Here is a 23,163-nt window from a genome sequence, read left to right on the forward strand (position 1 = left end):
AGTATAGCCTGACGCGCCGTTAACTTCGGCGCGCATTCTCCCGCGCCTGCAGCTCGGCGCGCGCGATCTTGCCCGTGGGCGTCATGGGCATCTGGGCGATGATCTCCACCTCGCGCAGCGTGCTGCGCTCGCCGAGCAACGCGCTACAGTGCGCCAACAAGGCATCGGCGGTCACGTTTGCGCCGGCGAAGCACTCGACAATCGCCTTGGGCACCTGGCCGGCCTGCGGATCCGGACGACCGATGACGCAGGCATAGCGCACGGCCGGATGACGCAACAGCGCCTCCTCCAGCGGGCGGGGGAAGATCGCCTGACCGTTCATTATGATGCGCTCGCTCACGCGGCCCAGGAGCGTCACATAGCCGTCGGCGTCCATCACGCCGACGTCGCCGGTATGTAGCCAGCCGTTGCGCAACGCCTCGGCGGTCTTTTCCGGCAGGTTATGATAGCCCAGCATCACGCCCCCGCGGATCAGTACTTCGCCCGGCTCCCCGCACGGCACAGGCGCGTCATGCGCGTCGGCGATGCGCACTTCGCGATCGGGCAACTCTGGGCCGATCGCGCCGATATGCGCGTCGTCCTCCAGGCGCGGGTAACCCATGGCGACGAATCCGCCCAGCTCGGATTGGCCGTAGGCCTCGATCAGCGGCACGCCCAGCTCATCGCGATAGGCGCGCTTCAGCGCCACGGGCGCCGATGCGCCGCCACACAGCACGAAGCGCAGCGTTTCCGGCTTCGATCCGCTGCGGCGGATGGCGTCCAGCAAGTCGCTGAGCAACAGCGGATTGGCAGCCAGATAGGTGACGCGCCGCTCGGCGATCTCGCGCAGCACTTCCTCGGCTTGCCATTGCTTGCGCACGCCGACCTGGGCGCAGCGGTGCATCGCCGGCAACAGGTTCGCCACCAGGTGATACGAGCTGGCCAGCGACGTCGGCCCCAGCGAGACATCGTGGCGCGAAAGTTGCAGGCGCTCGGCGATGCAGTGCGTGGCGCGCGCGGTGTAGCCATGGGCCAGCACCGCGCCCTTAGGCGTCCCCGACGAGCCGGAGGTGTAAGACAGGTGCGCCGCGTCCATCGAGGAGACGGCGACGGCCGGCGGCTTGTGTTGAGCGGCGAGCAGCGCGCCCCAGTCATGCGCGCCTTCGCGCGCGCCGTCGAAGCAGACGGCATGTTCGATCTCGGGCGCCGCCGGCAGCGCGGCCATCACTTGCGCGTGCAGATCGCCGGTGTAGATCACCACGCGCGGCTCGGCATCATTCAAAAACCAGGCCAGGTTTTTCATCTGGAGCACGCTGATATGCGCCGAAATCGCGCCCAACTTCCAGATGCCGAACATGGCCAGCACGTAGTCGAGGCCGTTGTGGGCAATGATGGCGACGCGATCGCCCTTACGCACGCCTAAATCGGCCAGCCCGCCGGCGACGTGATCGCTCAAGCGCTCTCCTTCGGCATACGTGATGCTCCGCCGGCGATCACTCCAATGCACGAAAGTTTGGTCGGGGGTGCGCCACGCCGCGCGACGCAGGATGTCGGGGAACGTCAGGTAGTCCATGCCGATATTCTAGCCATTGCATTCGGCGCCGATAAAAGGCCCATTGCACACCTGCGCGGCTATCACGACCTGGGGCCAAGCGCCACAGGGCAGCTTCTGGCGCGCGCATTTACAATATTATTCACCGGTATCCACCGGTTAGAGCGCCAATCGAATTCCCTGCATCAGAACCATGAAACTGCTTGGTAAAGCGCTCGCGGCGCTGCTCGCCCTCGTCCTTATCGCGAGTGGGATCGGCGCTGCGAGCTTCTTCTACACGACTCGCCGACCCTTCCCGCAAACTTCCGGCAGCCTACGCTTGCCCGGACTGACGAGCAACGTCGAGGTGATCCGCGACGCATGGGGTGTGCCGCACATCTACGCCGATACGCCCGACGACCTCTTCCGCGCGCAAGGCTTCGTGCATGCGCAGGATCGCTTCTTTCAGATGGAGTTCTGGCGGCGCATCGGCCAGGGCCGTTTGGCCGAGCTGTTCGGCGCAGGCGCGCTGGAGCAGGACAAATTCATCCGCACGCTCGGCTGGTACCGCGTCGCCGAGGCAGAAGTGCAGATGCTCGATCCAGATGTGCGGCGCGTGCTCCAGAGTTACGCCGATGGCGTGAATGCTTACATCCTGCCCAACGCCGATCGGCTTGGCGCCGAATTCAGTGTGCTGGGCCTGATCGGCCGTCGCTGGTCGCCGGAGCCGTGGACGCCGGTGAACACCGTCACTTGGGGGAAGGCGATGAGCTACAACCTGGGCGGCAACATGGATCAGGAACTAGCGCGCCTGAGGCTGATCGAGCGCGGCGGCGAGGCCTTAGCCGAAGCGGTCATCCCGTCCTACCCCGAGGATATGCCGGTGATCGTCCGATCTGCGCGCGGTGCGTCACAAGACGCGACGCCGCCTTTCCCCGCCGCCGGCGCACGCCCATCGAGCGCGGCCGACGAGCTGTATCGCATCCACAAAGCGGTTCAGCGCGCCATCGGCCTAGCACACGACCCTGGCATCGGCAGCAATAACTGGGTAGTGGCCGGCGCGCGCACCACGACCGGCCGTCCGCTGCTGGCCAACGATCCGCATCTCGGCATCCAAATGCCCTCGATCTGGTACATCAACGGGCTGCACTGCCGCGTGGTGAACGATGCCTGCCCATATGACGTGGTCGGCGTCACCTTCCCCGGCGTGCCGGGGGTCGTGCTCGGCCACAACGCGCGTATCGCCTGGGGCGTCACCAACGCCGAGCCGGATACGCAAGACCTCTTCATCGAGCGCCCCAACCCCGACAACCCGGACGAGTTCGAGTTCCAGGGCAAGTTCGAGCCGGCGCGCATCCGCGAAGAACGCATCGTCGTCTCCGGTCAGGCCGAGCCGGTGGTGCTGCGGGTGCGCGAAACGCGCCACGGCCCCATCCTCAACGACGTGCTGGACGAACTCAAAGGGCGCGAGCTGCTGGCCCTGCAGTGGGCTGCCCTGAGGCCGGGGCAATTGTTCAAGGCCGTGTTGTTGATCAACCGCGCTCAGAACTGGGCGCAATTCCGCCAGGCGTTGCGCTATTGGGACACGCCGGCGCAGAACTTCGTCTACGCCGACGTGGACGGCAACATCGGCTACCAACTGCCGGGCAACATCCCGGTTCGCCGCAAAGGCGATGGCCGCGCGCCCGTCCCTGGCTGGACCGGCGAGCACGAATGGGTCGGCAGCATCCCCTTCGATGAACTTCCGTCGGTCTTCAACCCCTCGGAGGGCTACATTGTCACCGCGAACAATGCCATCGTGGATGCGCGTCACTACCCCTACTGGATCGCCCGCGATTGGGATTACGGCTACCGCGCCAAGCGCATCGAGCAGATGATCCTGGCCAAGGACAAGCTCAGCGTGGAAGACATGCGCGCCATGCACTTCGACGCCTATTCGCTATTCGCCGATGAAGTGCTGGCGGCGCTCGAGGGCATGACGCTCGCGCTTGACGCAGGGCCATCCGAAGCGCGATCTATGATGGCGCAATGGGATCGCGCGTGCAACGTCGAGTCCACCGGCTGCGCGGTCTTCGAGGTGTTCTGGCGCGAGCTGTCGCGCGCCGTATTCGCCGACGACGTGGGTGAATCGCTTGCGGGTGATGTGCTCGCCGACGGCACACACGCGCAGATCGCCCTGCGCAACATCCTGGCCGATCCTGATGCAGCCTGGTGGGATGACGTGACCACGCCCGAACGCGAGACGCGCGAGCAAGTTGTCGCGCGCGCCCTGGCGCGCGCCGTTCGCATTTTGGAAGCGCGGCTAGGACGCGATCGCGCGCGCTGGCGTTGGGGGGACTTACACCGCGTCACGTTCGCTAATCAGACACTGGGTCGGAGCGGCATTGCGCTCATCGAGGGCATCTTCAACCGTGGCCCGTTTGCCGCGCCGGGGAGCATGGGATTGGTTAACGCCGTCAGCGGCGACCCACAGCACTTCACCGTGCGCTCCGGGCCTTCTTGGCGGGCGATCTACGACGTGAGCAACTGGGATCGGTCGCTGGGAATTCACACCACCGGCCAGAGCGGCCATGCCTATCATCCCCATTACGACGACATGATCCCGCTCTGGTTGAAAGGCGAGAATCTCCCGCTGCCCTGGTCGCGCCAGGTTGTGGAACGCAACGCGCGGGAGACGTTGACGTTGACGCCCTAAACGTCGGCCGGTCGCCGCGTTCTTTGCTTACGCCGAGTCGGCCGAAAGCATCACGAGGCCGCCGAGCGGTATAATTTAAGCCAAGCGGGTATAGCTGAGTTGGCACAGCGTCTGCCTTCCAAGCAGAAGATCACGGGTTCGAGTCCCGTTGCCCGCTTGAGCTGCAGATGTTTAAACTCCCGCTGTTCCGGTTGCGGACGGCGGGAGTTGGTTTTATGCCTCTGCCCTTGGAGTAGCCGGCGGCGGGAGCAAGCGGTTTATTTCCAACTAACGCGGGCCGACCGCCTTCGGCGTGAAGATGTGGGCGCGCGGCGCAAATTTTGCGGCTGGCGGGCGTGGGTGTATCATGCCGGCGGGCTGAAACGCCGGCCGTTAAACCAGGGAGATCACTATGAAAGCGACCGTCACTGCCAGTCTACTGAACGTGCGCCTGAAGCCCAGCCTGGAAGGCACGGTGATTGGGTTGCTGCCGCAGGGCGCCGTCGTTGACGTGCTATCGGTGAAGGATGGCTGGGCTGCGGTGCCGTTGCAGGTCAGCGGCGTAGACCTGCGCTTCGGCCCGAACCAGAGCGATCAGCCCGTCAGCGTCTTCGTGTCCACGACCTGGTTGGAGTTCGAGAGCGAACCGCTGCCCGAGCCTGACCATCCGACGCACACGACGTTCAAGCTCGGCATTCATGCCATGACCAACAGCGAAGTGGCGTTCGAGGAGGCTCGCCGAGGCTGCAAGTTCTTTCTGTGCATGGACAACTTCGCCGGCGCCAGCCAGCTCAAGCGCGCTCATCCCGATGCTGTGGTCATGGTGCGTCGGTTCTTCGAGCATGGCGTGGTGCCCAGCGTCGAACAGATCATCAACGGCCTAGGCGGCGCAACCGATAAGCATCTGATCTATATCGGCTTGAACGAGGCGGATCAGCTCGGCCAGGACGGCAACGACCTGCGCCGGCGCGCGCAGATTGACCTCGAAGTGGCGCGACGCATCAAGCAGGGCAGCGGCGCCACCTACGCCGCCGGCACCTTCTCGATGGGATGTCCCGATTTCACCAACCCGGAGACTTGCCAGATTATCCGCGAACTCTACGCCCCGGCCTACAACAACGGCTTGATTGCCTTCGACATGCATCTCTATTCGCCCCACCCGCAGCACATCAATCAACCGGACGAGTGGAAATGGTTCGAGCGGCGTTGGGAATTCCTCTTCACCCGCTGCGGCTTCGATCCCACCGTGCGCGCCATTTACTGCTCCGAGTGCGGTCTCGACCAAAGCAGCGTGGGCGGCTTTAGGGCGCACGCCTATAGCCAGGAGAAGTTCCGCGACTGGTGCGACAAATACATCCGGCTACAAAGCGCGCCGCTGGTGGTGGACGGCAAGTCGTATCCGTCGCCGATCATCGGCGGCGCCATATTCCAAGCCAGCGACCACAATCGGTGGCAAGGCTATGAAATCAGCCCCTATCTGCCCACCTTGCGCCAGTTCTACGCCGGCCTGCCCGTGCGCGTTGCGCCGGAAGACCAGTCACCGGCTCGTGGGGCGCGACGGCGCGCGGCGCGCAAGTCGGCGATACGCCACCGAGCGGCGTGATACAGTGACGTCGTGGGGCCACACTGCTGCGAGGCCGACGTCATCGCCGGGCTAGAGCCGTTCGTCAGCCAGGAGCTTGCAGCGCTCGGCGTGCGCCACGCGCATGTGGTGCAGCCGCGGGTGATCCAGTTCTCTGCGCGCGCTCTGCGCCCGTTGCTCGGCCTGCACATGGCGCTGTCGGTATACCTGCTGCGGCGCTACGCGGTAGCGCGACCCAAGGCGCTGCTTGGCGATCAACATCTGCGCGCCCTGTTTACGCAGGTGGACGCCGCGCTTGGCCTGGCGCCACACGGCGCATACCGCACCTTCATGCTCGGCGCAGCCGGCGCCGGCTCGACAGTGATGACTCGCCTGAAGTCGGCCATCGCACAGCACACCGGCCTGCGCGAGGCGCACGAGGAAGGCGACCTGTTAATTCGCATCCGGCCCAGCCGCGGCCCCTTTCCTGACGCTCAAGGCGGCGAGGCCCCCCAAGAGGCCACAGCCAGCAGCCGATCGGCGTCCGGCTGGGACGTGCTTGTGCGCCTCTCGCCCAAGCCGCTGGCCACGCGCGCCTGGCGCGTCTGCAACATCCCCGGCTCGCTGCAAGCAACCGTTGCGCATGCGATGGCGTGGTTAACCCGGCCGACGCCGGACGACGTCTATCTCAACTTGGGATGCGGCTCGGGCACATTGCTGATCGAGCGCGCGGCGGCCGGCCCGGCGCGTCGGCTGATCGGCTGCGATACCGACCCGCACGCCCTGACTTGCGCGCAGGCAAACATCGCGGCTTACCAAGCGGGCGCGAAAGGCGAGCGCCATCCGTTCGAATTGCGCGAATGGGATATGCGCTGCTTGCCTTTGCCGGACGCCAGCGTGGATGCAATCACCGCCGATCTTCCTTTCGGCCATCGCGTCGGATCGCACGATGACAACATGGCGCTCTACCCAGCGCTGCTGCGCGAGGCCGCGCGCGTGGCCAAACCCGGAGCGCGCTGCGTTTTCATCACGGCCGAAGTGCGCTTAATGGAAAGCGCGCTCGCGCAAACGCCATCGCCGTGGCTGCGCGATTTGACGTTCCGCGTAAACTTGGGCGGGCTGCGACCAGCCATCTTTGCGTTGAGGAGAGCATGACATGAGACCCGGAGGACGAATCCGGATTGCTTTTGTGCTGTGCACAACGGCGCTATGTGCCTGCGCGGCGCCGCCCGCCGTCCCTGTTGCGTCACCGACGGCGCCCGCGCCTGCAGCGACGCTCACACCGCGGGTGACCGACGCGCCGACCGCCACGCCCCGCGCGGCTCGGCCGACGCCCACCCCCGATCGCCGGCCGGTGATTGCATCGCCGGCTTGGTTTAACGACGCGACGCTGTATCAGGTCTTCGTGCGCAGCTTCTACGATGCCGATGGCGATGGCGTTGGCGATCTGCGGGGACTGCAGCAAAAGCTCGACTACATCCAGTCGCTGGGCGTCAACACGATCTGGTTGAACCCGCACTATCCCTCACGCACCTATCACGGCTACGACGTTACCGACTACAGGGCGGTCAACCCCCAGTTCGGCACGCTCGACGATTTCAAAGCGCTGGTCGGCGAGATCAAGCGACGCGGCATGCATCTGATCGTGGACTTCGTCGCCAACCACGCCTCGAAGGGTCATCCGTTCTTTCAGGATGCTTACGGCAACCCCCGATCGCCCTACACCCGATGGTTTCTGTTCAAGGACGCCAACAATCTCTCGTACGATTCGTTCTACGGCGTCGCCGACTTGCCGGAGTGGAATCACAGCAATCGCGAGGTGAACGCCTACCTGATCGGCGCAGCGGAGTTTTGGCTCGATTTAGGCGTGGACGGCCTGCGCGCCGATTATGCCCGTGGGGTCGAACGCTGGTTCTGGGAAGATTTGCGCAAAGCGGTGAAGGCGAAACATCCGGACGCCGTATTGTTGGGCGAGGTGTGGGACGGCGAGCCGTCCACGCTGCAACGCTACTTCGACGAAGGGTTCGACGCGCTCTTCGACTTCCCGTGGTATCTGCGTTTGTCAGGCGGCGAGAATGCGGTGGGCAAAGGCGTGCTGAACGGCGCAGTAGATCCGTTGCTGTTGCAGCCGGCCTATCGCGCGATGCTCCAATTGTATCCGCGCGGCGCCCAGATCGTGCGCTTCGCCTCCAATCACGACACCAACCGCATTGCATCATCCGTCCAGGGTGATCCGGCGCGTATGCGGCTGGCTGCGGCTGTCTCCATCCTCACACCGGGCATTCCGATCATCTACTACGGCGAGGAGATCGGCATGCGCGGCGTGAAAGGGCCGGGGCCGATCTACGACGAGTTTCGCCGCGAGCCGATGGACTGGTACGCCAGCGAGGCCGGCCCAGGCATGACCACCTGGTTCAGACCGGACAACCGCAACAACCGTCCTCACGACGGCGTCTCGGTCGAAGAGCAGGACGGTGATCCCGATTCGCTGCTGAACTATTACCGCGCCTTGATCCGGCTGCGCAACGAACATGCGGCCTTGCGCGACGCCAACTTCCGCATGATGGACGCTGTGCCCCATTGCCCCACCTGTATGGGCCTTTGGCGCTGGGCCGGCGACGAGGTGATCGCGATGATTTTCAACTTCGGTGGACAGCGGCAGAGGGCTATGCTCGATGCTGCGGCGTCGCCCGCGCCCATCGGCGCGCCGGCGCGGTTTCTGCTGGGCGAGCCGCAACCGCTGGATGCGCTGGAGCTTGGGGCGTGGGGCGCATTTGTGATAAGCTGGCAGTGAGGGCTTGGTCGAGCTGATTCAACTCATCCCCGAATATCACCCGCGCGTGTGGGGCGGCCGGCGACTGCAGCCTGACGCCGACCAGCCCATTGGCGAGGCGTGGATCGTGCACGAGCACAACCGGATCGCCGCTGAGCGTTACGCCGGGCGCACGTTGGCCGAGCTGACCGCCGAGCTGGGCGCTGCGCTGCTCGGCGAAGCCGTCGTCGCCCACACCGGCAAACGCTTTCCCCTGCTCATCAAGCTGCTCGATTGCCACGACTGGCTTTCGATCCAAGTGCACCCCAACGATGCGCAGGCCATCGCACTGGAAGGGCCGGGGCACTTTGGCAAGACCGAGGCCTGGCACGTCTTGGAAGCCGCCCCCACAGCCCAGTTGATCGCCGGCGTGAAACCCGGGGTCAAGCCCGAGGCGCTCCAACAAGCGATTCGCGACGGCCGCGTGCTCGAGTTGGTTCAGCGCTACGCTGTGCGCGCAGGCGACACCATCTTCATGCCTGCCGGCACATTGCATTCGTTAGGGCCGGGGCTGCTGATCTACGAAGTGCAGCAAGCGTCCGACATCACCTACCGCGTGTGGGACTGGAACCGGCCGGCCAGCGCCGGCCGCGCGTTGCATATCGCGCAATCGTTGGCTGTGACCGATCCCAGCGCCACCGGCCAGGTGCACCCTCTGCGACCGATGCTGGATACCGATGCGCAACAGCTCGTCGCATGCCCATACTTCACGCTCGACTTGCTCACGTCCAGGGTTGAGACGCTCGCGCTCGACACGCGAGGGCAGAGCTTCCATGCGCTCACCGTAATCGCCGGCCGCGTCGTCGTCGAAAGCGAGACGGGCGATATGACGCTCGACCGCTTCGAGAGCGTCATCGTGCCGGCGGCCAACCGGCTATATCAGGTGCGTCCGCTCACGCCAGCGCGCGTGCTGAAAGCCAGCGCAGCGTAGGGCGCGATTACATCAGGCGTGGCAACCCGACTGTAAGCGCCGGTCGTACCTAAACGGCGACCTAACAGCAACGCGACGCGTTTTCAGGTTTACTCTTTGACCCGTTCGATGTACTCGCCCGTGCGCGTATCTATCTTGAGCGAGTCGCCCTCTTTGACGAAGCTGGGCGCCTGAATCACAGCGCCGGTTTCCAGCGTGACGTTCTTCAGCACGTTCGTCGCGGTGTCGCCGCGCACCGCCACATCGGCCTGCACCACCTTCAAGGTGACGAAGGTGGGCAGCTCCACGCCGGCAATTTGCGAGCCGTCGAGCACGAGCAAGCTTACAGTGTCGTTCTCGCGCATGAACTGCGCAGCATCGCCCACCATGTCTTCATCCAGCGCGATCTGGTCGAAGGTCTCGGCATCCATGAAATGATACGTATTGCCGTCCTTGTAGAGGAACTGCGCCGGGCGCATTTCCGATTGCACAACGTCAATCTCGCTGCCGGCGCGCACGCGGTCTTCGATGACCTTGCCGTTGTTGATATTCTTCAGCTTCATGCGCACCATGGCGCGCCAGTTGCCAGGCGCGATGTGTTGATACTCCAGGACGCGCCACACGTCGCCGTTGTAGCGGATGAGCATTCCCCTGCGAAGGTCAGATGTCGTTGCCATGATTTACCTGCAAATTCACAGTAATGATGCCAGGCGAGCAAAATGATGTCGTTGCGCGTGCGGGTCGGCACGCGCGCGGATTATTCTACATGGAACGAAGCCGATAGCCCAGATCACGCCCACCCCAACAAGGCCGATGTCGTCGCCGACGACACTGGGTTGGCGCAGCGATTGCGGATCCGGTCGGTCAACTGGTCCTTTGTGAGGCGTATGTTTGCGCAGTCGGGCCATCCGGCGGCCGAGCATCGCCGGTAGTGGCCTCGGTCACCTCGATCTGCACCGTGGTGGGGATCACGCTCTGCACAGCGACGCCCTCAGGCACAATGACTTTAGGCGTGAGTTGATGCACGCCGACGCCCAGGCCGGTGGCGTCTACCTCGACCCGCACCGAATCTCGGGTGAGTTTATTCAGCGTGGGTTGTGGCCCGGCCAATACGATGTCCACTGCCAGAGGCGACACTTTCACACTCAGCGTTTCTGTGATGCCGATGACGACCGGCCGACGTGACACGGTTAATGCGCCTTGCTGCGGCTCGATCCGCACCCGTACGAGCACGGTCATATTATCGGCAATGGGCGAGACGTTCGGCGGCAAGTTCAACCCGACGCGCTGCTCCACGTCCTGTGTCGCGCCGGCGACCGAGACCTCCAGCGTGTCTATGAAGCCGGGCAGTTGCTGGATGGCGTCGCGCGGCCCGAAAACGGTCACCACCTGTGGCGAAGCCGAAATGCTGGTGATCGCATAGCCTTCCGCCGGTTGGCCGGTGGGCCGCACGCGCACGGCGAGGTCCTTAAAGTTGCTGAGCTGTTCCATCGGCACACGGACGGCGGCGATGCTGGGGGTGATGCCGACATTCGGCACAAGGTTGTTATCTTGGTCACGCGCAATCAGCAGGACGTTCTGCTGCACCGAGGAGCGCGCGCCTTCCACATTGATCACGGCATCCACGCTGGCTACGCGCGAGACGAGTTGTTGCGCGCCGGTGACGATGGCCTGAGTCGGTTCGACGCTAGGCAACTGCGCCTGGTAACCAATCGCCGGTGTGCCCTCTACGACGACGCGAATGGGGACGCGGACCTCGGTGATCTGTTCGATGGTGATGCTGGCGGTGAGCGGTCGGTAGGACAACAACATCGCGGGCGCCGCCCTGATCGTCGGCTCGAGTTTGACGACATGTTGGCCGACACCGAGCAGCGAGAGATCCACCGGCACTTGCACACCGTTGGCGCCCAGCGCTTCGAACGTGCTCTGGGGCGCGCGTATGCGCGCTATCACGTTCGTCGGCAGCGTGCTGGCGGAGACAGTCTGACCGGCCGCCGGCGGAGAGACGATGACCACTGGCGCGACGAGCGTGTTCTCCACAATCGGGTCTTGTTGTAAGGAACTCGCTCCCCACACGAATACGGCCAACAACACCGCCAGGATCATCAGACTGACGTTGTTCGTCAACCAGCGCGCCATCACAAGAGGAATTATAGGCAGGCCGAATGCAGCGAGAGGCCGTCTCGCCGGCGGGCGCCCACCGGTTGTGATACGAACGCGCCGCTCCCCAACGCTCCCAAGCCACAGGCCACGCCAGGGAAATGCCGAAAGACGGATAGAATATCCGTTCTGGGGCGACAATGCCTAATCGCTGCGAGATCCCTGAGCACGCATACATTTTCAAGCACCATGGCGAAAGAAAACCTCTCCCCCGTCTGGGCGCGCGCCTTCGATATCCACATTGACCATGGCGAGGGCATCTATCTGTATGACAAGAGCGGCCGGCGCTATATGGACTTTACCTGCGGCATTGGCGTGACCAACACCGGCCATGCCCATCCGCGCATCGTGCGGGCGATCCAGGAACAGGCTGCCAAGCTCCTGCATGGCCAAATCGGCATCGGCATCAGCGACACAGTGCTCGAGCTGACCGACGAGCTGGCGAGCATCTGCCCGCCGCCGATAGATACCTTCTTCTTCAGCAATAGCGGCGCCGAGGCGGTTGAAGCCGCGGTCAAGCTGGCTAAACAAACCACCGGCCGCACGAACATCATCGTCTTCGAAGGCTCCTTCCACGGCCGCACGCACCTGACGATGGCCATGACGATGAGCAAGACCAGCTACCGACTCAAGTATCAGCCGCTGCCTGCCGGCATCTTCGCTGCGCCCTACGCACACTGCTATCACTGCCCGGTCGCGAAGCGCGCCATGAGCGCGGCGCAGCGCGCGACCCTGAGCGCCGGCTGCCCGGACGACGGCGCATGTTGCGGCTACGCGCCCGATGCGGTGCGCTTCTTGCTGAAGACGCAAACCGCGCCGCAGGAAACCGCGGCCATTGTCGTCGAGCCGGTCCTGGGCGAGGGCGGCTATGTGGTGCCGCCGGCGTCGTTCTTGCGCGCGCTGCGGCAAATTTGCGATGAACACGGCATCCTGCTCGTCTTCGACGAGGTGCAGACCGGCTTCGGGCGCACCGGCAAGTTTTTCGCACTGGAGCACTTCGGCGTGGTGCCCGATATCCTCGTCATGGCCAAGGGGCTGGCATCGGGCATGCCGCTGAGCTGCGTCGCGGCGCGCCGCGAGATCATGGCCCGATGGTCGCCTGGTTCGCACGGCGGCACCTATGGACCCAACCCGATATCGGCTGCTGCCGCCGTCGAAACCATTCGCGTGATGAAGGCCGAGAAGCTGCCCGAGAACAGCCAGGCGCGCGGCGATCAGTTGATGCGCGGCCTGCGCGCGTTGCAGAAAGACTTCTCGATCCTCGGCGATGTGCGCGGCCTCGGATGCATGGTCGCTACTGAGTTCGTGGACGCCCGCACCGGCGAACCGGACAAGTCCATCACGCAGCGGATCGTGAAGCATTGCGCCGATCACAACCTGCTGCTGTTGACGTGCGGCTCGTATGAAAACGTGATTCGCTGGATCCCGCCGCTGGTGGTAAACGAACAGCAAATCGAGGAGGCGTTGCAAATCTTCGCTGCCGCGCTCGACCAGGTCACATGATCGAATCCGAGAGACGGTTGATGGTCGGATGCTGACGGAACTGCGCGTGCGCGATTTCGCGATCATCGAGGCGCTCGACATCGAGTTCGCGCCGGGGCTGAACGTGCTCACCGGCGAGACCGGCGCCGGCAAGTCCATCATCGTGGATTGCATCGCGCTGCTGTTGGGCGACCGCGCCGAGGCGAACATGGTGCGCGCCGGCGCGCCGGCGGCTTGGGTCGAGGGCGTCTTCTTGTGTTACGGCGCAGCGCGCGCGCAGGTGGAAGCGGCGCTGGCCGAACACGGCATCGAATGTGACGAACCCGGCCAACTGACGCTGGCCCGTGAGGTGCGCGCCAACGGCCGATCGCTCGCCCGGGTGAATGGACGGGCGGTGAGCCAACACACGCTGCGCGCGCTGGGCGAACTGCTGGTGGACGTGCACGGCCAAAGCGAGCACCTTTCGCTGCTACGGGTGAAAGAACATGTGAACTTGCTCGACCGCTACGCCGGTTTGTGGGCGCAGCGCCAGCGCGTCGCGGCCAAAGTGGGCGAGTTGCGCGCCGTGCGCCGTCGGCTGGATGAGCTGCAACACGGCGAGCGCGAGCGCGCCCGACGCGTGGACATGCTCAAGTTCCAAATCGAAGAAATTCGCGCCGCCCGCCTTAAACCCGGTGAAGAAGCCGCGCTGCTGGAAGAGCACACCCGCTTAGCCAATGCCGAAGCGCTGGCCGCCTATGCCGACGAAGCGCACGCGGCCCTCTACGAGTCCGCGCGCGGCGCGCCGGCCGCGCTCGACTTGATCGCCCAGGCCATGCGCGCCATCGCCAACCTGACGCGCTTCGACAGCCGGTTCGAGGAATACCATCAATCACTTGCCGAAGCAAACGCCATCATCGCCGAAGTCGCACGCACGCTGCGCGACTATCGCGACGCGATCGAGTTCAACCCGCAGCGGCTGCAAAAGGTCGAAGACCGGCTCGAGCTGATCAAAAAGCTCAAGCGCAAGTATGGCGAGACGGTCGAGGCGGTGATCGCCTTCGCCGAGCAAGCCGAGGCCGAACTGGACCAGATCGAGCACAGCGCAGCACACATCGAGGCTTTACAACAGCAGGCTCAACAACTGACGCGGGAAATCGCCGAGATCAGCAGCGAACTCTCCGGCGCGCGACAAGCGGCGGCAGCGCGCCTCGCCCAGGGCGTCGAGGCGGAGCTGCAAGACCTGCGCATGGGGAGCGCGCGTTTCGCTGTGCAGATCACGCCGCAGGAGCCGGACGCCACCGGCGCCGACCATGTCGAGTTCATGATGGCGCCGAACGCGGGCGAAGGGTTGAAGCCGCTGGCGAAGATCGCCTCGGGGGGCGAAATGGCGCGCCTGATGTTGGCGCTGAAGGCGACTCTCTCGTTGGCCGACCACACGCCAACGCTGATCTTCGACGAGATTGACCAGGGCATCGGCGGGCGCATCGGCACGGTCGTCGGACAAAAGCTGTGGCGACTGGCGCGCGCCCATCAGGTGATCTGCATCACCCACTTGCCCCAACTGGCCAGCTTCGGGGACGCCCACTTCAAAGTCGAGAAAATTCAGCGCCACGGGCGCACGATGACGGCGGTGCGCCCACTCGATCGCAAAGCGCGCCTGGAGGAGCTGGCCCAGATGCTGGGCACGACGGGCCAAGCCGGTGCAGCCGGCGCCGCGCAATTGCTCGACGAGGCCGAGCATTGCAAAGCGACGGCCACAGCAGTGTGACGGTTCACCTCTTAAGGGCGCATCGCGCGCGACAAACCCACCAGGTCGCCCAGGACGCCGCTCGCCGTCACTTCCTGACCTGCGCCGCGACCGCTCACGGCCAGGGGATTGTCGCTGAAGTAGCGCGTGTGAAAGACGACGAGGCTGTCGCTGCTGCGGATGCTGCCCAGCTTGCTCTCCGGCGCAGCGCCCACCAGCCCAACGCGCAGTTTGCCGTCGGCGATCTCAGCAGCATAGCGGAGCTTGCGGCCGCCGGCGGTCAGCTCGGCGGCGCGTCGCTTCATCGGCGCGTCGAGCGCATCGGCCTCGCGCAAGAATTCATCGACGCTCAAGGCGTCCATCTCCGGCGGATACAGCGACTCGACGGCGACATCCCGCATTTCTAAGCGGTAGCCCAACATGCGAGCCAGGATGAGCGCCTTGCGCGCAGCATCCAGGCCGCCCAGGTCTTGGCGCGGATCGGGTTCGGTGTAGCCCTTCGCCTTTGCGTCGCGCACAGCCTGACCGAACGGCACGCCGGCCTCCAATTGAGACGAAAGGAAGCCCAGCGTGCCGCTGAGTGCGCCTTCAATGCGCAGGATGTCGTCGCCGCTGTCGAGGAGCGTGTTCAGCGTGCTGATGACGGGCAATGCAGCGCCGCAGGTCGTCTCCCAACGTGCGCGCGCGTCGGCGATGGCATCCCACCAGCTCAAGTCGCCGGCCAGCGGGAGCTTGTTCGCCAACACCACGCCCATGCCACGCGCCTTCGCCTGCATCAGCCAGGGCACGGTGGCGGCGGTCGCCGTCGTATCCACCACGATGGTATGTGCGGGGAGCGAGTCCGGGGGCGGCGGCGGCGCGTCGTCGGCGAGGCGTTCGCCGCGGCCTTTGCGTTCGAGCAGATCGTGGATCGCCGCATCGGACAAGCCGGATGGTGCCACGATGGACGAAGCGCTATCGGCGACACCGACGATCACAAAGCGCAGCCGGTTGCGCTGCGCGTGGCGAGCACGCGCGGCGAGGATTTGCCGAGCCAGCGCGCGCCCCACGCCGCCGAAACCCAGCAAGAAGACGGGTTGGGGATACAGGTCACTCATCGCACACCAGCGCGAGTATAATAGAAGGGCGACGACCAGAGAACGATGTCTGCCCCCAATCGTCATCACCACGCATGAGCGCCTGTTCGTATGGCGCGGTGATGCGCCTGCAGCCATTTCCTCTTGCGCGAGCGCATCCCTCCTCAACGCCCCTGAGCGCTGACGGCGCGCCGCAAGCTCACAGGTCATGCGCGCCGCGTTCACCATTTTCATCAAACTATGTCAGCTAAACCTCTGAAGTGGATCCCCATCGGCGGGCTCGGCGAAGTGGGTAAGAACATGATGATGTTCGAGTACGGCGAGGACATCCTGCTCATAGACGCCGGCATCATGTTCCCCGAGTCCGATATGCTCGGCGTAGACGCCGTGATTCCGGACTACGGTTTTCTAAAGGAGAAACGCGAGCGAGTGCGCGCGCTCATCATCACACATGGTCACGAGGATCACACCGGCGCAATCACTCACGTCGTCCGCGACTTTCCCGGCGTGCCGATCTACACCATGCCGCTCACGCGCGGTCTGCTCGAAGTCAAGCTGAAGGATGCCAAATTGCTCAGCCAGACGAAGATTCACACCATCGCCGCCAATAGCGAAATCACCCTTGGGCCGTTCAAGGTGGAATTCTTCCGCATGTGTCATAGCATCCCCGACAACGTGGGAGTGGGCATCACCACGCCGGCGGGATTGGTGGTGCACAGCGGCGACTTCAAGTTCGACCATACGCCGGTGGACGGCAAGCCATCGAACTTCGCCAAACTGGCCGAGTTCGCCGGACGCAATGTGCTCGCGCTGTTTGCGGACAGCACCAACGCCGAGATTGCCGGCACCACGCCCAGCGAGCGCGCCATCGAGCCGACGTTCGAGCATATTTTCAGCGACGCGAAAGGGCGGGTCATTGTAGCCACCTTTGCCTCGCTGGTCTCGCGCGTGCAACAGGTGGTGAACGTGTGCGACATCTACGGTCGCAAGCTCGCCCTGGCCGGCACCAGCATGATTGAGAACGTCAAAATGGCCCAGAAGATGGGCTATTTGGAGATCCCCGACGGCATGTTGATCCGGCTGGAGGAAGCCAACAAGATGAAGCCCGACCGGGTCGCCATCATAGCCACCGGCACACAAGGCGAACCGGGCGCGGTGCTCGGTCGAATGGCGGCGGGCAAACATCCGGTCCTCAACGTCATGCCCGGCGATACGATCGTCATGTCGGCGCACCCCATCCCCGGCAATGAGGAATATATTCACCGCATCATCAACCGCTTGTTTCAAAAGGGCGCCGAGGTGCTCTACGATCCGGTCGCCAAGGTGCACGTCTCCGGCCATGCCAGCCAGGAAGAGCAGAAGCTGTTGATGAGCTTGATCCGCCCCAAGTATTTCATCCCGGTCCACGGCGAATTGCGCATGTTGAAGGCGCATGCGCGCCTGGCGCACGAGTTGGGCATCTCACCCGATCGCACCTTCGTTGTCGAGAACGGCACGCCGATCGAGTTTAACAACGGCGAGGCGCGGCAACTGGATCGCGTGCCGGGCGGCTATGTGTTCGTGGATGGCAGCGGCGTGGGCGACATCGGCCGAGCGGTCATTCGCGATCGGGAGGTGCTGGCGCGCGACGGCTTCGTCATCGCCGTGATTCGGCGCAACGCAGAAGGTCGGCTGGCCGAGAAGCCGGAGATCATCACCCGCGGCTTCATCTACATGAAAGACTCCGCGCCGCTTTTGCAAAGCATGTCCCAGGCTGTGGCCGATGCGCTGTGCGACATCACCGGCGCGACGAGCACAGGCGCGATCCGTGAACGGGCGATCGATGCGCTCAACCGGCTGATCTACAGCGAGACCAAGCGCCGGCCGATGATCGTCGCCATCGTCACTTGAACGCATCCTGTTCCGCGCTCACCCCTTGCGGGAAGAGAACCACGCCGAGGCCGCTGCGGATGATCAGGTAACGCGGCCGGGCTGGGTCCGGCTCGATCTTTCGGCGCACGCGATAGATCAGCTCGTGTAAGCTGTCTCTGTGGCGCTGGCCCCCCCACACGGCTTGAATCACCGTGTCGTAATCGCACACGTCGTTGGCGTGTTGCATGAGATATTTCATCAAGCGGTACTCGGTGTGCGAGAGGAAGGCCGGCAGCCGCTTGCCATCGCGCCACACCGTCGCGCTGGGACTGATCCACAAGCCGACCCGCACGGCGGGCGACTCGGCCGGTTGGGCTGACGGCGCAGTGCGCAGCGCGACATCAGCCCCATCCTCTGCCTGCATAGTGTCGCTCAGATAGCAAAACACGACGTCGAACGAATCGCCTATCCGGATGGTGTCGCCGCTCGACAACCTGGCTCTTTCCTTGCGCAGCAACCGGCCGTTCACCATCGTGCCGTTACGGCTGCAATCCTCCAAGAACCACGCGCCATCCTCAAACACCAGGCGGGCGTGTTCGCGCGAAGCGCGCAGGTCATCGAGGGGAAGTTGGATGTCATGTGGGCCAAGCACGCCACGACCGATGCGCACGACAGGCGCGCGCAGGCCATAGCGTTCATGAGAGCGTCTATTCGATTGCAGCAGCGCTACTCGCAGCGATGGGACGTGGCTTGACGACACGCTCATACGCCCCTCAATTCTACGTGCGTTCTCAGTTTGTGTTGGGCGTGCGGGCTGTGCTATAACGCCCTTATGCAGCAAGCCGACATTCTGCTCACCGGCGGCGTCGTCATCACCATGGACGACGCCTTCCATCAGTATCCGAACGGCGCCGTCGCCATTCGCGGCGATTCAATCGTCGCCGTCGGCGATGCCGACCAGATCGCCGCCGGCTATACCGCCACCGAGGTGATTGACTGTACGGGCTGCTGCATCATGCCCGGCCTGATCAATTGCCACACCCATACGCCGATGACGCTGCTGCGCGGCCTGGCCGACGACCTGCGACTGGACGTCTGGCTCTACGGCTACATGCTGCCGGTCGAACGCAGGTTCGTCTCGCCGGAGTTCGTGGCGCTGGGCACGCGCCTGGCGTGCGCCGAGATGATCCGCAGCGGGGTGACCTGCGTGAACGACATGTACTACTTCGAGGAGACCATCGCGCAGACCATTGCCGAGGTTGGCCTGCGCGCGCTGTGTTCGCAGACTATCATGCAGTTCCCCACGCCGGACGCCTCCAGCGCCGACGAGAGCCTGGAATTCACCGAAGCCTTCATCCGCAAGTGGAAGGGTCACCCCTTGATCACACCGGTAATTGCGCCACACGCGCCCTACACGTGCAGCGGCCCGCTCATGCGCACCTGCGCCGAGATCGCCATCCAGTACGACGTGCCGTTGCACATCCACATTAGCGAGACCTTTCAAGAAGTGGAGGACAGCCGGCGCGAACACGGCATGCCGGTGGTGAATTGGGTCAAGAAGAACGGCGTGCTGGAGGCCAAGGTGATCGCCGCGCACTGCGTAGCGATAGACGCCGGGGAGATGCGCACGCTGCGCAACGCCGGCGCGACGGTGGCGCACAACCCCTCGGCCAACCTCAAGCTGGCCAGCGGCATCGCCAACGTCACGCAGATGTTGAAGACCGGCCTCAACGTCGGCATCGGCACCGACGGCCCGGCCAGCAACAACGACCTCGACCACTTCGAGGAGATGCGTCTGGCTGCGCTGTTGGCCAAAGGCAGCACGCGCGATCCGGTCGCCGTGCCGGCGCGCATGGCCATGCTGATGGCGACGCGCATGGGCGCGCACGCGCTGCACATCGGCCATATCACCGGCTCGCTCGAAGCCGGCAAGCGCGCCGATGTGATCGTGCTCGAGCTGCGCCGGTTGCACAGCACGCCGCAGTATTCCCGCATCGCCGCCGGCAGCGACGCCATCTACACGCAGATCGTGTACTCCAGCAAGGCCAGTGACGTGCGCGACGTGTTCGTGAATGGCAAGCCATTGATGCGCGACCGCGCGCTGCTCACACTGGACGAAGCGGCGATCGAAGCAGAGGCCAACCGGCTGGCGCAACAGATTCACACCTTCCTCATCGCGCGTGAGGGCGACGTATTGCGCAAGCTGGCGGCCATCGGCGGCGTGCAGCAAGAGGAATCGTTCGAGGTGCAAGTCAAGGCTCGCATCGGCGACCCGCAGCCGATCATCGAGATCATCAACAGCGGCGAGATCAACGTGGTGCGCCATGTGCACTACCGGCAATACGACACCTACTTCTTCTTCGAAGACGAGCCGTCGCGCCTGCGCTACCGCGAAGACGAACGCGTGGACGAGAAGGGCAACGTGGTCGGCAGCCGCTATCGCCTGACGCTGGTGAGCGGCCAGAGTGAACGCGAATACCCACACTCCATCTTGCTCAGCCGGGTGCGCTTCATGTCGCCGGCCGATCGCAGCCTGCGCTTCTACCGCGAATACTTCAAGCCGGCCCGCGAGGTGCAGGTCGAAAAGGACCGCCTGCGCTGGGAAGTGTTCTACGACGACGAGGAACTGTTCATCAACATTGACCGTATGGTGAACCCGGCGCACGATGGTTACTTCCTGGAAATCAAGAGCCGCACGTGGAGCAAGCGCGACGCCGAGCGCAAAGCCGCCGTGATCGGCAAGCTGCTGGTGCGCTTCGGCGTGAGCGACGACGCCGTGCTGCGACAGGAGTATGTGCAGATCGCGCAGGGGTGAGGCGTACCCGTCGGCTACAGCCACAGCGCCATGCTGATCGTCCGGTCGTCGTCGCCGGTCGGCGGGCGAAAACGCTCGACCTCCTGGAAGCCCAGCGAACGGTAGAGCGCGTGCGCTCCATGCATCGCTTCCAATGTCTCCAGGCGCAGCGCGGCGTAGCCGGCCTGGCGTGCTGCTTCGATCAACGCGACGAGCAACCCGCGCCCCACGCCCTGGCGGCGCGCTGCCGGCCGCACGTAGAGCCGCTTGATCTCGCCAATCAGCGCGTCCACCGGTTGCAGCGCGACCATGCCGGCGACCTGCGTCTCTGTCAGGCCGAGCAACAGCCGGCCGCGCGGCGGCGCATACGCTCCGGGGAGCTGCACCAGCTCCGCATCGAAGCTGTCGAATCAGGTGCAGGCGCCGGTTGCGCCGGCCAGCGCGATCACCGCGTCGCGGTACTCGCGCATCAACAAGCGCGCCTGGTCGAAGTGAACCTCGCTCCGCGCGTGGATAATACGTAGCATCGCTCGAATTGTAGTAGTGAAGGAGGTTGTGCGATGGCAAAGCTCGATGACGCGCAGATTCAGGAACGGTTGGCGCATGCCGAAGGCTGGCGCTTGAACGAGGCCGGCGAGATCACCAAGACCTTTGTCTTCAGCGGCTTCCCTCAATCGCTCATGTTCGCCACGGCGGTCGGCGTGCTGGCCGAGGCGGCGCAGCACCACCCCGACATCACCATCCAGTGGAACAAGGTGACGCTGGCGTTGACCACGCACGACGCCGGCGGCCTGACCGACAAGGACTTCGACCTCGCCCGGCAGATTGACGGGCTGCCGCATTGAGCGCACTGCTGTCGGGTAGGCGAAGGCGGCGCTTTTGCCTACCCGCTCACGCGACGGGTTCGCCTGCCCACACGCCTGCGGGGCGAACCCACTACTGTCGCACAGTTAATACGACTTCCCGATCAGCGCGCGCTCGCGCACCTTCTTGCCGCTGACCACGCAGGTCCACTCGCCCTCCGGTTGGTCGAGCGGGAAGTTCAGGCTCTTGGCCGTCAGCTCCTCGCGGATGCGCTCGTCGTTCTTGGGGTTGTCCTCCAGCGGCGCGAGCGCCCAGCCGTCTTGTACGGCTTCCCTCACCTCGTCCCAGGTGAAGCACTCGCGGATGTTGCGGTTCTGGAACGCTTCGGCCTGCCGGAGCAGCGAGGCGTGAATCTCCGGCAGCAGGGCGTGAATACGCTCGGCCAGGCCGTCCTGCGGCACAAACGCCTTGCCGGCCTTGCCGGGCACATCGCGCCGGGCCAGCGCCACGCTGTGGTTGGCCACGTCCTTCGGGCCGATCTCCACGCGCACCGGCACGCCGCGCATCTCCCAGTCGTTGAACTTGAAGCCGGGCGTCTCGTCGCGGTCATCCAGCTTCACCCGCAGCCCGGCCGCCTTGAGCGACTTGGCGACCTGATCGGCAACCTGCATGACCTGCGACTTCTCATCATCGTTCTTGAAGATCGGCACGATCACGGTCTGGATGGGCGCGATCTTGGGCGGCAGGCGCAGGCCCTGATCGTCGCCGTGCACCATGATCACCGCGCCGAGCAAGCGCCAGCTCAGGCCCCATGAGGTCGTCCAGCAATACTTCTCGGTGTTGTCGCGGTCGAGATACTTGATCTCGAACGCTCGGGCGAAGTTTTGACCGAGGTCGTGGCTGGTGCAGCTTTGCAGCGAGCGCTTGTCGCCCATCATGCTCTCAACGGAGAAGGTGTTGACCGCGCCGGCGAAGCGCTCGTTGATGCTCTTGCGACCACGGAAGCCGGGCAGCGCGCAGTCCTCGCGCATGTGGTCGTAATACACGTTGAGCATGCGCAGCACCTCTTCCAGCGCCTCTTCGTGGGTGGCGTGGGCGGTGTGTCCCTCCTGCCAGTAGAACTCCATCGTGCGCAAGAAGGGCTTCGTGCGTTTCTCCCAGCGCACCACGCTGTTCCAGCAGTTGATCAGCACGGGCAGGTCGCGGTAGCTTTTGATCCACTGCGAATAGGAATAGCCGATGATCGTCTCGCTAGTGGGCCGCACAACGAGCGGCTCCTCCAGCGCCTCGCCGCCGCCGTGGGTGACCACAGCCAGCTCTGGCGCAAACCCTTCGACGTGGTGCGCTTCCTTCTGCAGGAAGCTCATCGGGATGAACAGTGGGAAAGCAGCGTTGACGTGGCCGGTGTCTTTGAAGCGCTTGTCCAGATAGTCGCGCATGTGCTCGTAGATCGTCCAGCCGTAGGGCTTGACGACGATGCAGCCGCGCACCGGCGCGTAGTCGGCGAGATCCGCTTCGCGGATGACGTCGAGATACCACTCCGAAAAGTCCTGTGAGCGCGGGGTGATTTTTGCCATGATCGAGTTGCGGGTGCGGAATGCCAATATATCGAACTATGTGCGCGCCCCGCCGACGCGCGCAGTCGGCCAGGGCCGAGCCGTTGATCGGGCTCGAGGATCAAGCCCGCCGACTTACCCAGCGGGCGAGGTAGGCAGCCGGCAAGATGGGCTGACCATGCGATATGGCGATTATACAGACGCTTAAAACGGGCGGGGAGCATTGGAGGCAGCTCGCGACTTG

The 23,163-nt window shown here is 64.4% G+C and carries 17 protein-coding genes and 1 tRNA gene; 11 read left to right on the forward strand and 7 right to left on the reverse strand.

The genetic code is table 11. From position 1 onward, the window contains the following. Positions 1-19: 19 nt before the first annotated feature. On the reverse strand, positions 20-1,552 hold the full coding sequence (locus GXH28_RS06545) for a class I adenylate-forming enzyme family protein (RefSeq protein WP_169238220.1): 1,533 nt from the start codon (positions 1,550-1,552) through the stop codon (positions 20-22). Positions 1,553-1,724: 172 nt separating this feature from the next. Between GXH28_RS06545 and GXH28_RS06550 the strand changes: the two genes are divergently transcribed. The 6 genes from GXH28_RS06550 to GXH28_RS06575 all read left to right on the forward strand — a co-directional run bounded on the left by GXH28_RS06550 (position 1,725) and on the right by GXH28_RS06575 (position 9,488). Then, on the forward strand, positions 1,725-4,205 hold the full coding sequence (locus GXH28_RS06550; protein ID WP_169238221.1) for a penicillin acylase family protein: 2,481 nt from the start codon (positions 1,725-1,727) through the stop codon (positions 4,203-4,205). Positions 4,206-4,289: 84 nt separating this feature from the next. Beyond that, a tRNA-Gly gene (locus GXH28_RS06555) sits at positions 4,290-4,362 on the forward strand. A gap of 234 nt (positions 4,363-4,596) precedes the next feature. Continuing rightward, positions 4,597-5,787 (forward strand): SH3 domain-containing protein, encoded by a 1,191-nt coding sequence (locus GXH28_RS06560; protein WP_169238222.1) that lies wholly within the window; start codon positions 4,597-4,599, stop codon positions 5,785-5,787. 12 nt (positions 5,788-5,799) lie between these two features. Further along, a complete protein-coding gene (locus GXH28_RS16260; RefSeq protein WP_169238223.1) occupies positions 5,800-6,900 on the forward strand; it encodes a methyltransferase domain-containing protein in 1,101 nt (366 codons plus the stop codon). Between the two features lie 133 nt (positions 6,901-7,033). After that, positions 7,034-8,539 carry an alpha-amylase family glycosyl hydrolase gene (locus GXH28_RS06570; RefSeq protein WP_169238224.1) on the forward strand — a complete coding sequence of 502 codons (1,506 nt, stop codon included), beginning with the start codon at positions 7,034-7,036 and terminating at the stop codon, positions 8,537-8,539. A gap of 4 nt (positions 8,540-8,543) precedes the next feature. Continuing rightward, on the forward strand, positions 8,544-9,488 hold the full coding sequence (locus GXH28_RS06575) for a type I phosphomannose isomerase catalytic subunit (protein ID WP_169238225.1): 945 nt from the start codon (positions 8,544-8,546) through the stop codon (positions 9,486-9,488). Between the two features lie 89 nt (positions 9,489-9,577). Here the strand turns inward: GXH28_RS06575 and efp are convergent, their stop codons facing one another. Then, on the reverse strand, positions 9,578-10,144 hold the full coding sequence (gene efp / locus GXH28_RS06580) for an elongation factor P (protein ID WP_169238226.1): 567 nt from the start codon (positions 10,142-10,144) through the stop codon (positions 9,578-9,580). Positions 10,145-10,331: 187 nt separating this feature from the next. After that, entirely contained in the window at positions 10,332-11,606 is a 1,275-nt protein-coding gene (locus GXH28_RS06585) for a CdaR family protein (protein ID WP_169238227.1), read from the reverse strand. Between the two features lie 210 nt (positions 11,607-11,816). On the opposite strand from GXH28_RS06585, the gene GXH28_RS06590 reads away from it, so the two are divergent. Together GXH28_RS06590 and recN are read left to right on the forward strand one after the other, a co-directional pair. Beyond that, a complete protein-coding gene (locus tag GXH28_RS06590) occupies positions 11,817-13,130 on the forward strand; it encodes an aspartate aminotransferase family protein (protein ID WP_169238228.1) in 1,314 nt (437 codons plus the stop codon). Between the two features lie 28 nt (positions 13,131-13,158). After that, complete coding sequence (recN, locus tag GXH28_RS06595) at positions 13,159-14,859, forward strand: DNA repair protein RecN (protein ID WP_169238229.1); 1,701 nt, start codon at positions 13,159-13,161, stop codon at positions 14,857-14,859. Between the two features lie 11 nt (positions 14,860-14,870). On the opposite strand, the gene GXH28_RS06600 is transcribed toward recN, so the two are convergent. After that, positions 14,871-15,935 carry a homoserine dehydrogenase gene (locus GXH28_RS06600; RefSeq protein ID WP_169238230.1) on the reverse strand — a complete coding sequence of 355 codons (1,065 nt, stop codon included), beginning with the start codon at positions 15,933-15,935 and terminating at the stop codon, positions 14,871-14,873. Positions 15,936-16,154: 219 nt separating this feature from the next. Between GXH28_RS06600 and GXH28_RS06605 the strand changes: the two genes are divergently transcribed. Next, the gene (locus GXH28_RS06605; RefSeq protein ID WP_169238231.1) at positions 16,155-17,804 is read left to right on the forward strand and encodes a ribonuclease J; all 1,650 of its coding nucleotides are present in this window, start codon (positions 16,155-16,157) and stop codon (positions 17,802-17,804) included. Here the strand turns inward: GXH28_RS06605 and GXH28_RS06610 are convergent. After that, positions 17,797-18,531 (reverse strand): FHA domain-containing protein, encoded by a 735-nt coding sequence (locus GXH28_RS06610; RefSeq protein WP_169238232.1) that lies wholly within the window; start codon positions 18,529-18,531, stop codon positions 17,797-17,799. The genes GXH28_RS06605 and GXH28_RS06610 overlap by 8 nt on opposite strands. 66 nt (positions 18,532-18,597) lie before the next feature. On the opposite strand from GXH28_RS06610, the gene GXH28_RS06615 reads away from it, so the two are divergent. Beyond that, on the forward strand, positions 18,598-20,580 hold the full coding sequence (locus GXH28_RS06615) for an amidohydrolase family protein (protein WP_169238233.1): 1,983 nt from the start codon (positions 18,598-18,600) through the stop codon (positions 20,578-20,580). Between the two features lie 14 nt (positions 20,581-20,594). On the opposite strand, the gene GXH28_RS06620 is transcribed toward GXH28_RS06615, so the two are convergent. Then, positions 20,595-20,945: a GNAT family N-acetyltransferase gene (locus tag GXH28_RS06620; RefSeq protein ID WP_169238234.1), complete on the reverse strand. Its 351-nt coding sequence runs from the start codon at positions 20,943-20,945 to the stop codon at positions 20,595-20,597. Positions 20,946-21,119: 174 nt separating this feature from the next. Between GXH28_RS06620 and GXH28_RS06625 the strand changes: the two genes are divergently transcribed. Further along, positions 21,120-21,404, forward strand: coding sequence for a 4a-hydroxytetrahydrobiopterin dehydratase (locus GXH28_RS06625; protein WP_169238235.1), 285 nt, complete (start codon positions 21,120-21,122; stop codon positions 21,402-21,404). A 105-nt stretch (positions 21,405-21,509) separates the two neighbouring features. Here GXH28_RS06625 and proS read toward each other — a convergent pair whose 3' ends face one another. Further along, positions 21,510-22,940 (reverse strand): proline--tRNA ligase, encoded by a 1,431-nt coding sequence (gene proS / locus GXH28_RS06630; RefSeq protein WP_169238236.1) that lies wholly within the window; start codon positions 22,938-22,940, stop codon positions 21,510-21,512. Between the last annotated feature and the right edge of the window lie 223 nt (positions 22,941-23,163).

It is taken from the genome of Candidatus Roseilinea sp. NK_OTU-006, from assembly GCF_012931985.1.
GTDB lineage: Bacteria > Chloroflexota > Anaerolineae > J036 > Brachytrichaceae > JAAFGM01.

Coding starts and splice junctions, on each gene's coding strand:
- GXH28_RS06545 (WP_169238220.1), bottom strand. CDS start 1,552: ATGGACTACCTGACGTTCCCCGACATCCTGCGTCGCGCGGCGTGGCGC.
- GXH28_RS06550 (WP_169238221.1), top strand. CDS start 1,725: ATGAAACTGCTTGGTAAAGCGCTCGCGGCGCTGCTCGCCCTCGTCCTT.
- GXH28_RS06560 (WP_169238222.1), top strand. CDS start 4,597: ATGAAAGCGACCGTCACTGCCAGTCTACTGAACGTGCGCCTGAAGCCC.
- efp (WP_169238226.1), bottom strand. CDS start 10,144: ATGGCAACGACATCTGACCTTCGCAGGGGAATGCTCATCCGCTACAAC.
- GXH28_RS06585 (WP_169238227.1), bottom strand. CDS start 11,606: ATGGCGCGCTGGTTGACGAACAACGTCAGTCTGATGATCCTGGCGGTG.
- GXH28_RS06590 (WP_169238228.1), top strand. CDS start 11,817: ATGGCGAAAGAAAACCTCTCCCCCGTCTGGGCGCGCGCCTTCGATATC.
- recN (WP_169238229.1), top strand. CDS start 13,159: ATGCTGACGGAACTGCGCGTGCGCGATTTCGCGATCATCGAGGCGCTC.
- GXH28_RS06600 (WP_169238230.1), bottom strand. CDS start 15,935: ATGAGTGACCTGTATCCCCAACCCGTCTTCTTGCTGGGTTTCGGCGGC.
- GXH28_RS06605 (WP_169238231.1), top strand. CDS start 16,155: ATGTCAGCTAAACCTCTGAAGTGGATCCCCATCGGCGGGCTCGGCGAA.
- GXH28_RS06610 (WP_169238232.1), bottom strand. CDS start 18,531: ATGAGCGTGTCGTCAAGCCACGTCCCATCGCTGCGAGTAGCGCTGCTG.
- GXH28_RS06615 (WP_169238233.1), top strand. CDS start 18,598: ATGCAGCAAGCCGACATTCTGCTCACCGGCGGCGTCGTCATCACCATG.
- GXH28_RS06625 (WP_169238235.1), top strand. CDS start 21,120: ATGGCAAAGCTCGATGACGCGCAGATTCAGGAACGGTTGGCGCATGCC.
- proS (WP_169238236.1), bottom strand. CDS start 22,940: ATGGCAAAAATCACCCCGCGCTCACAGGACTTTTCGGAGTGGTATCTC.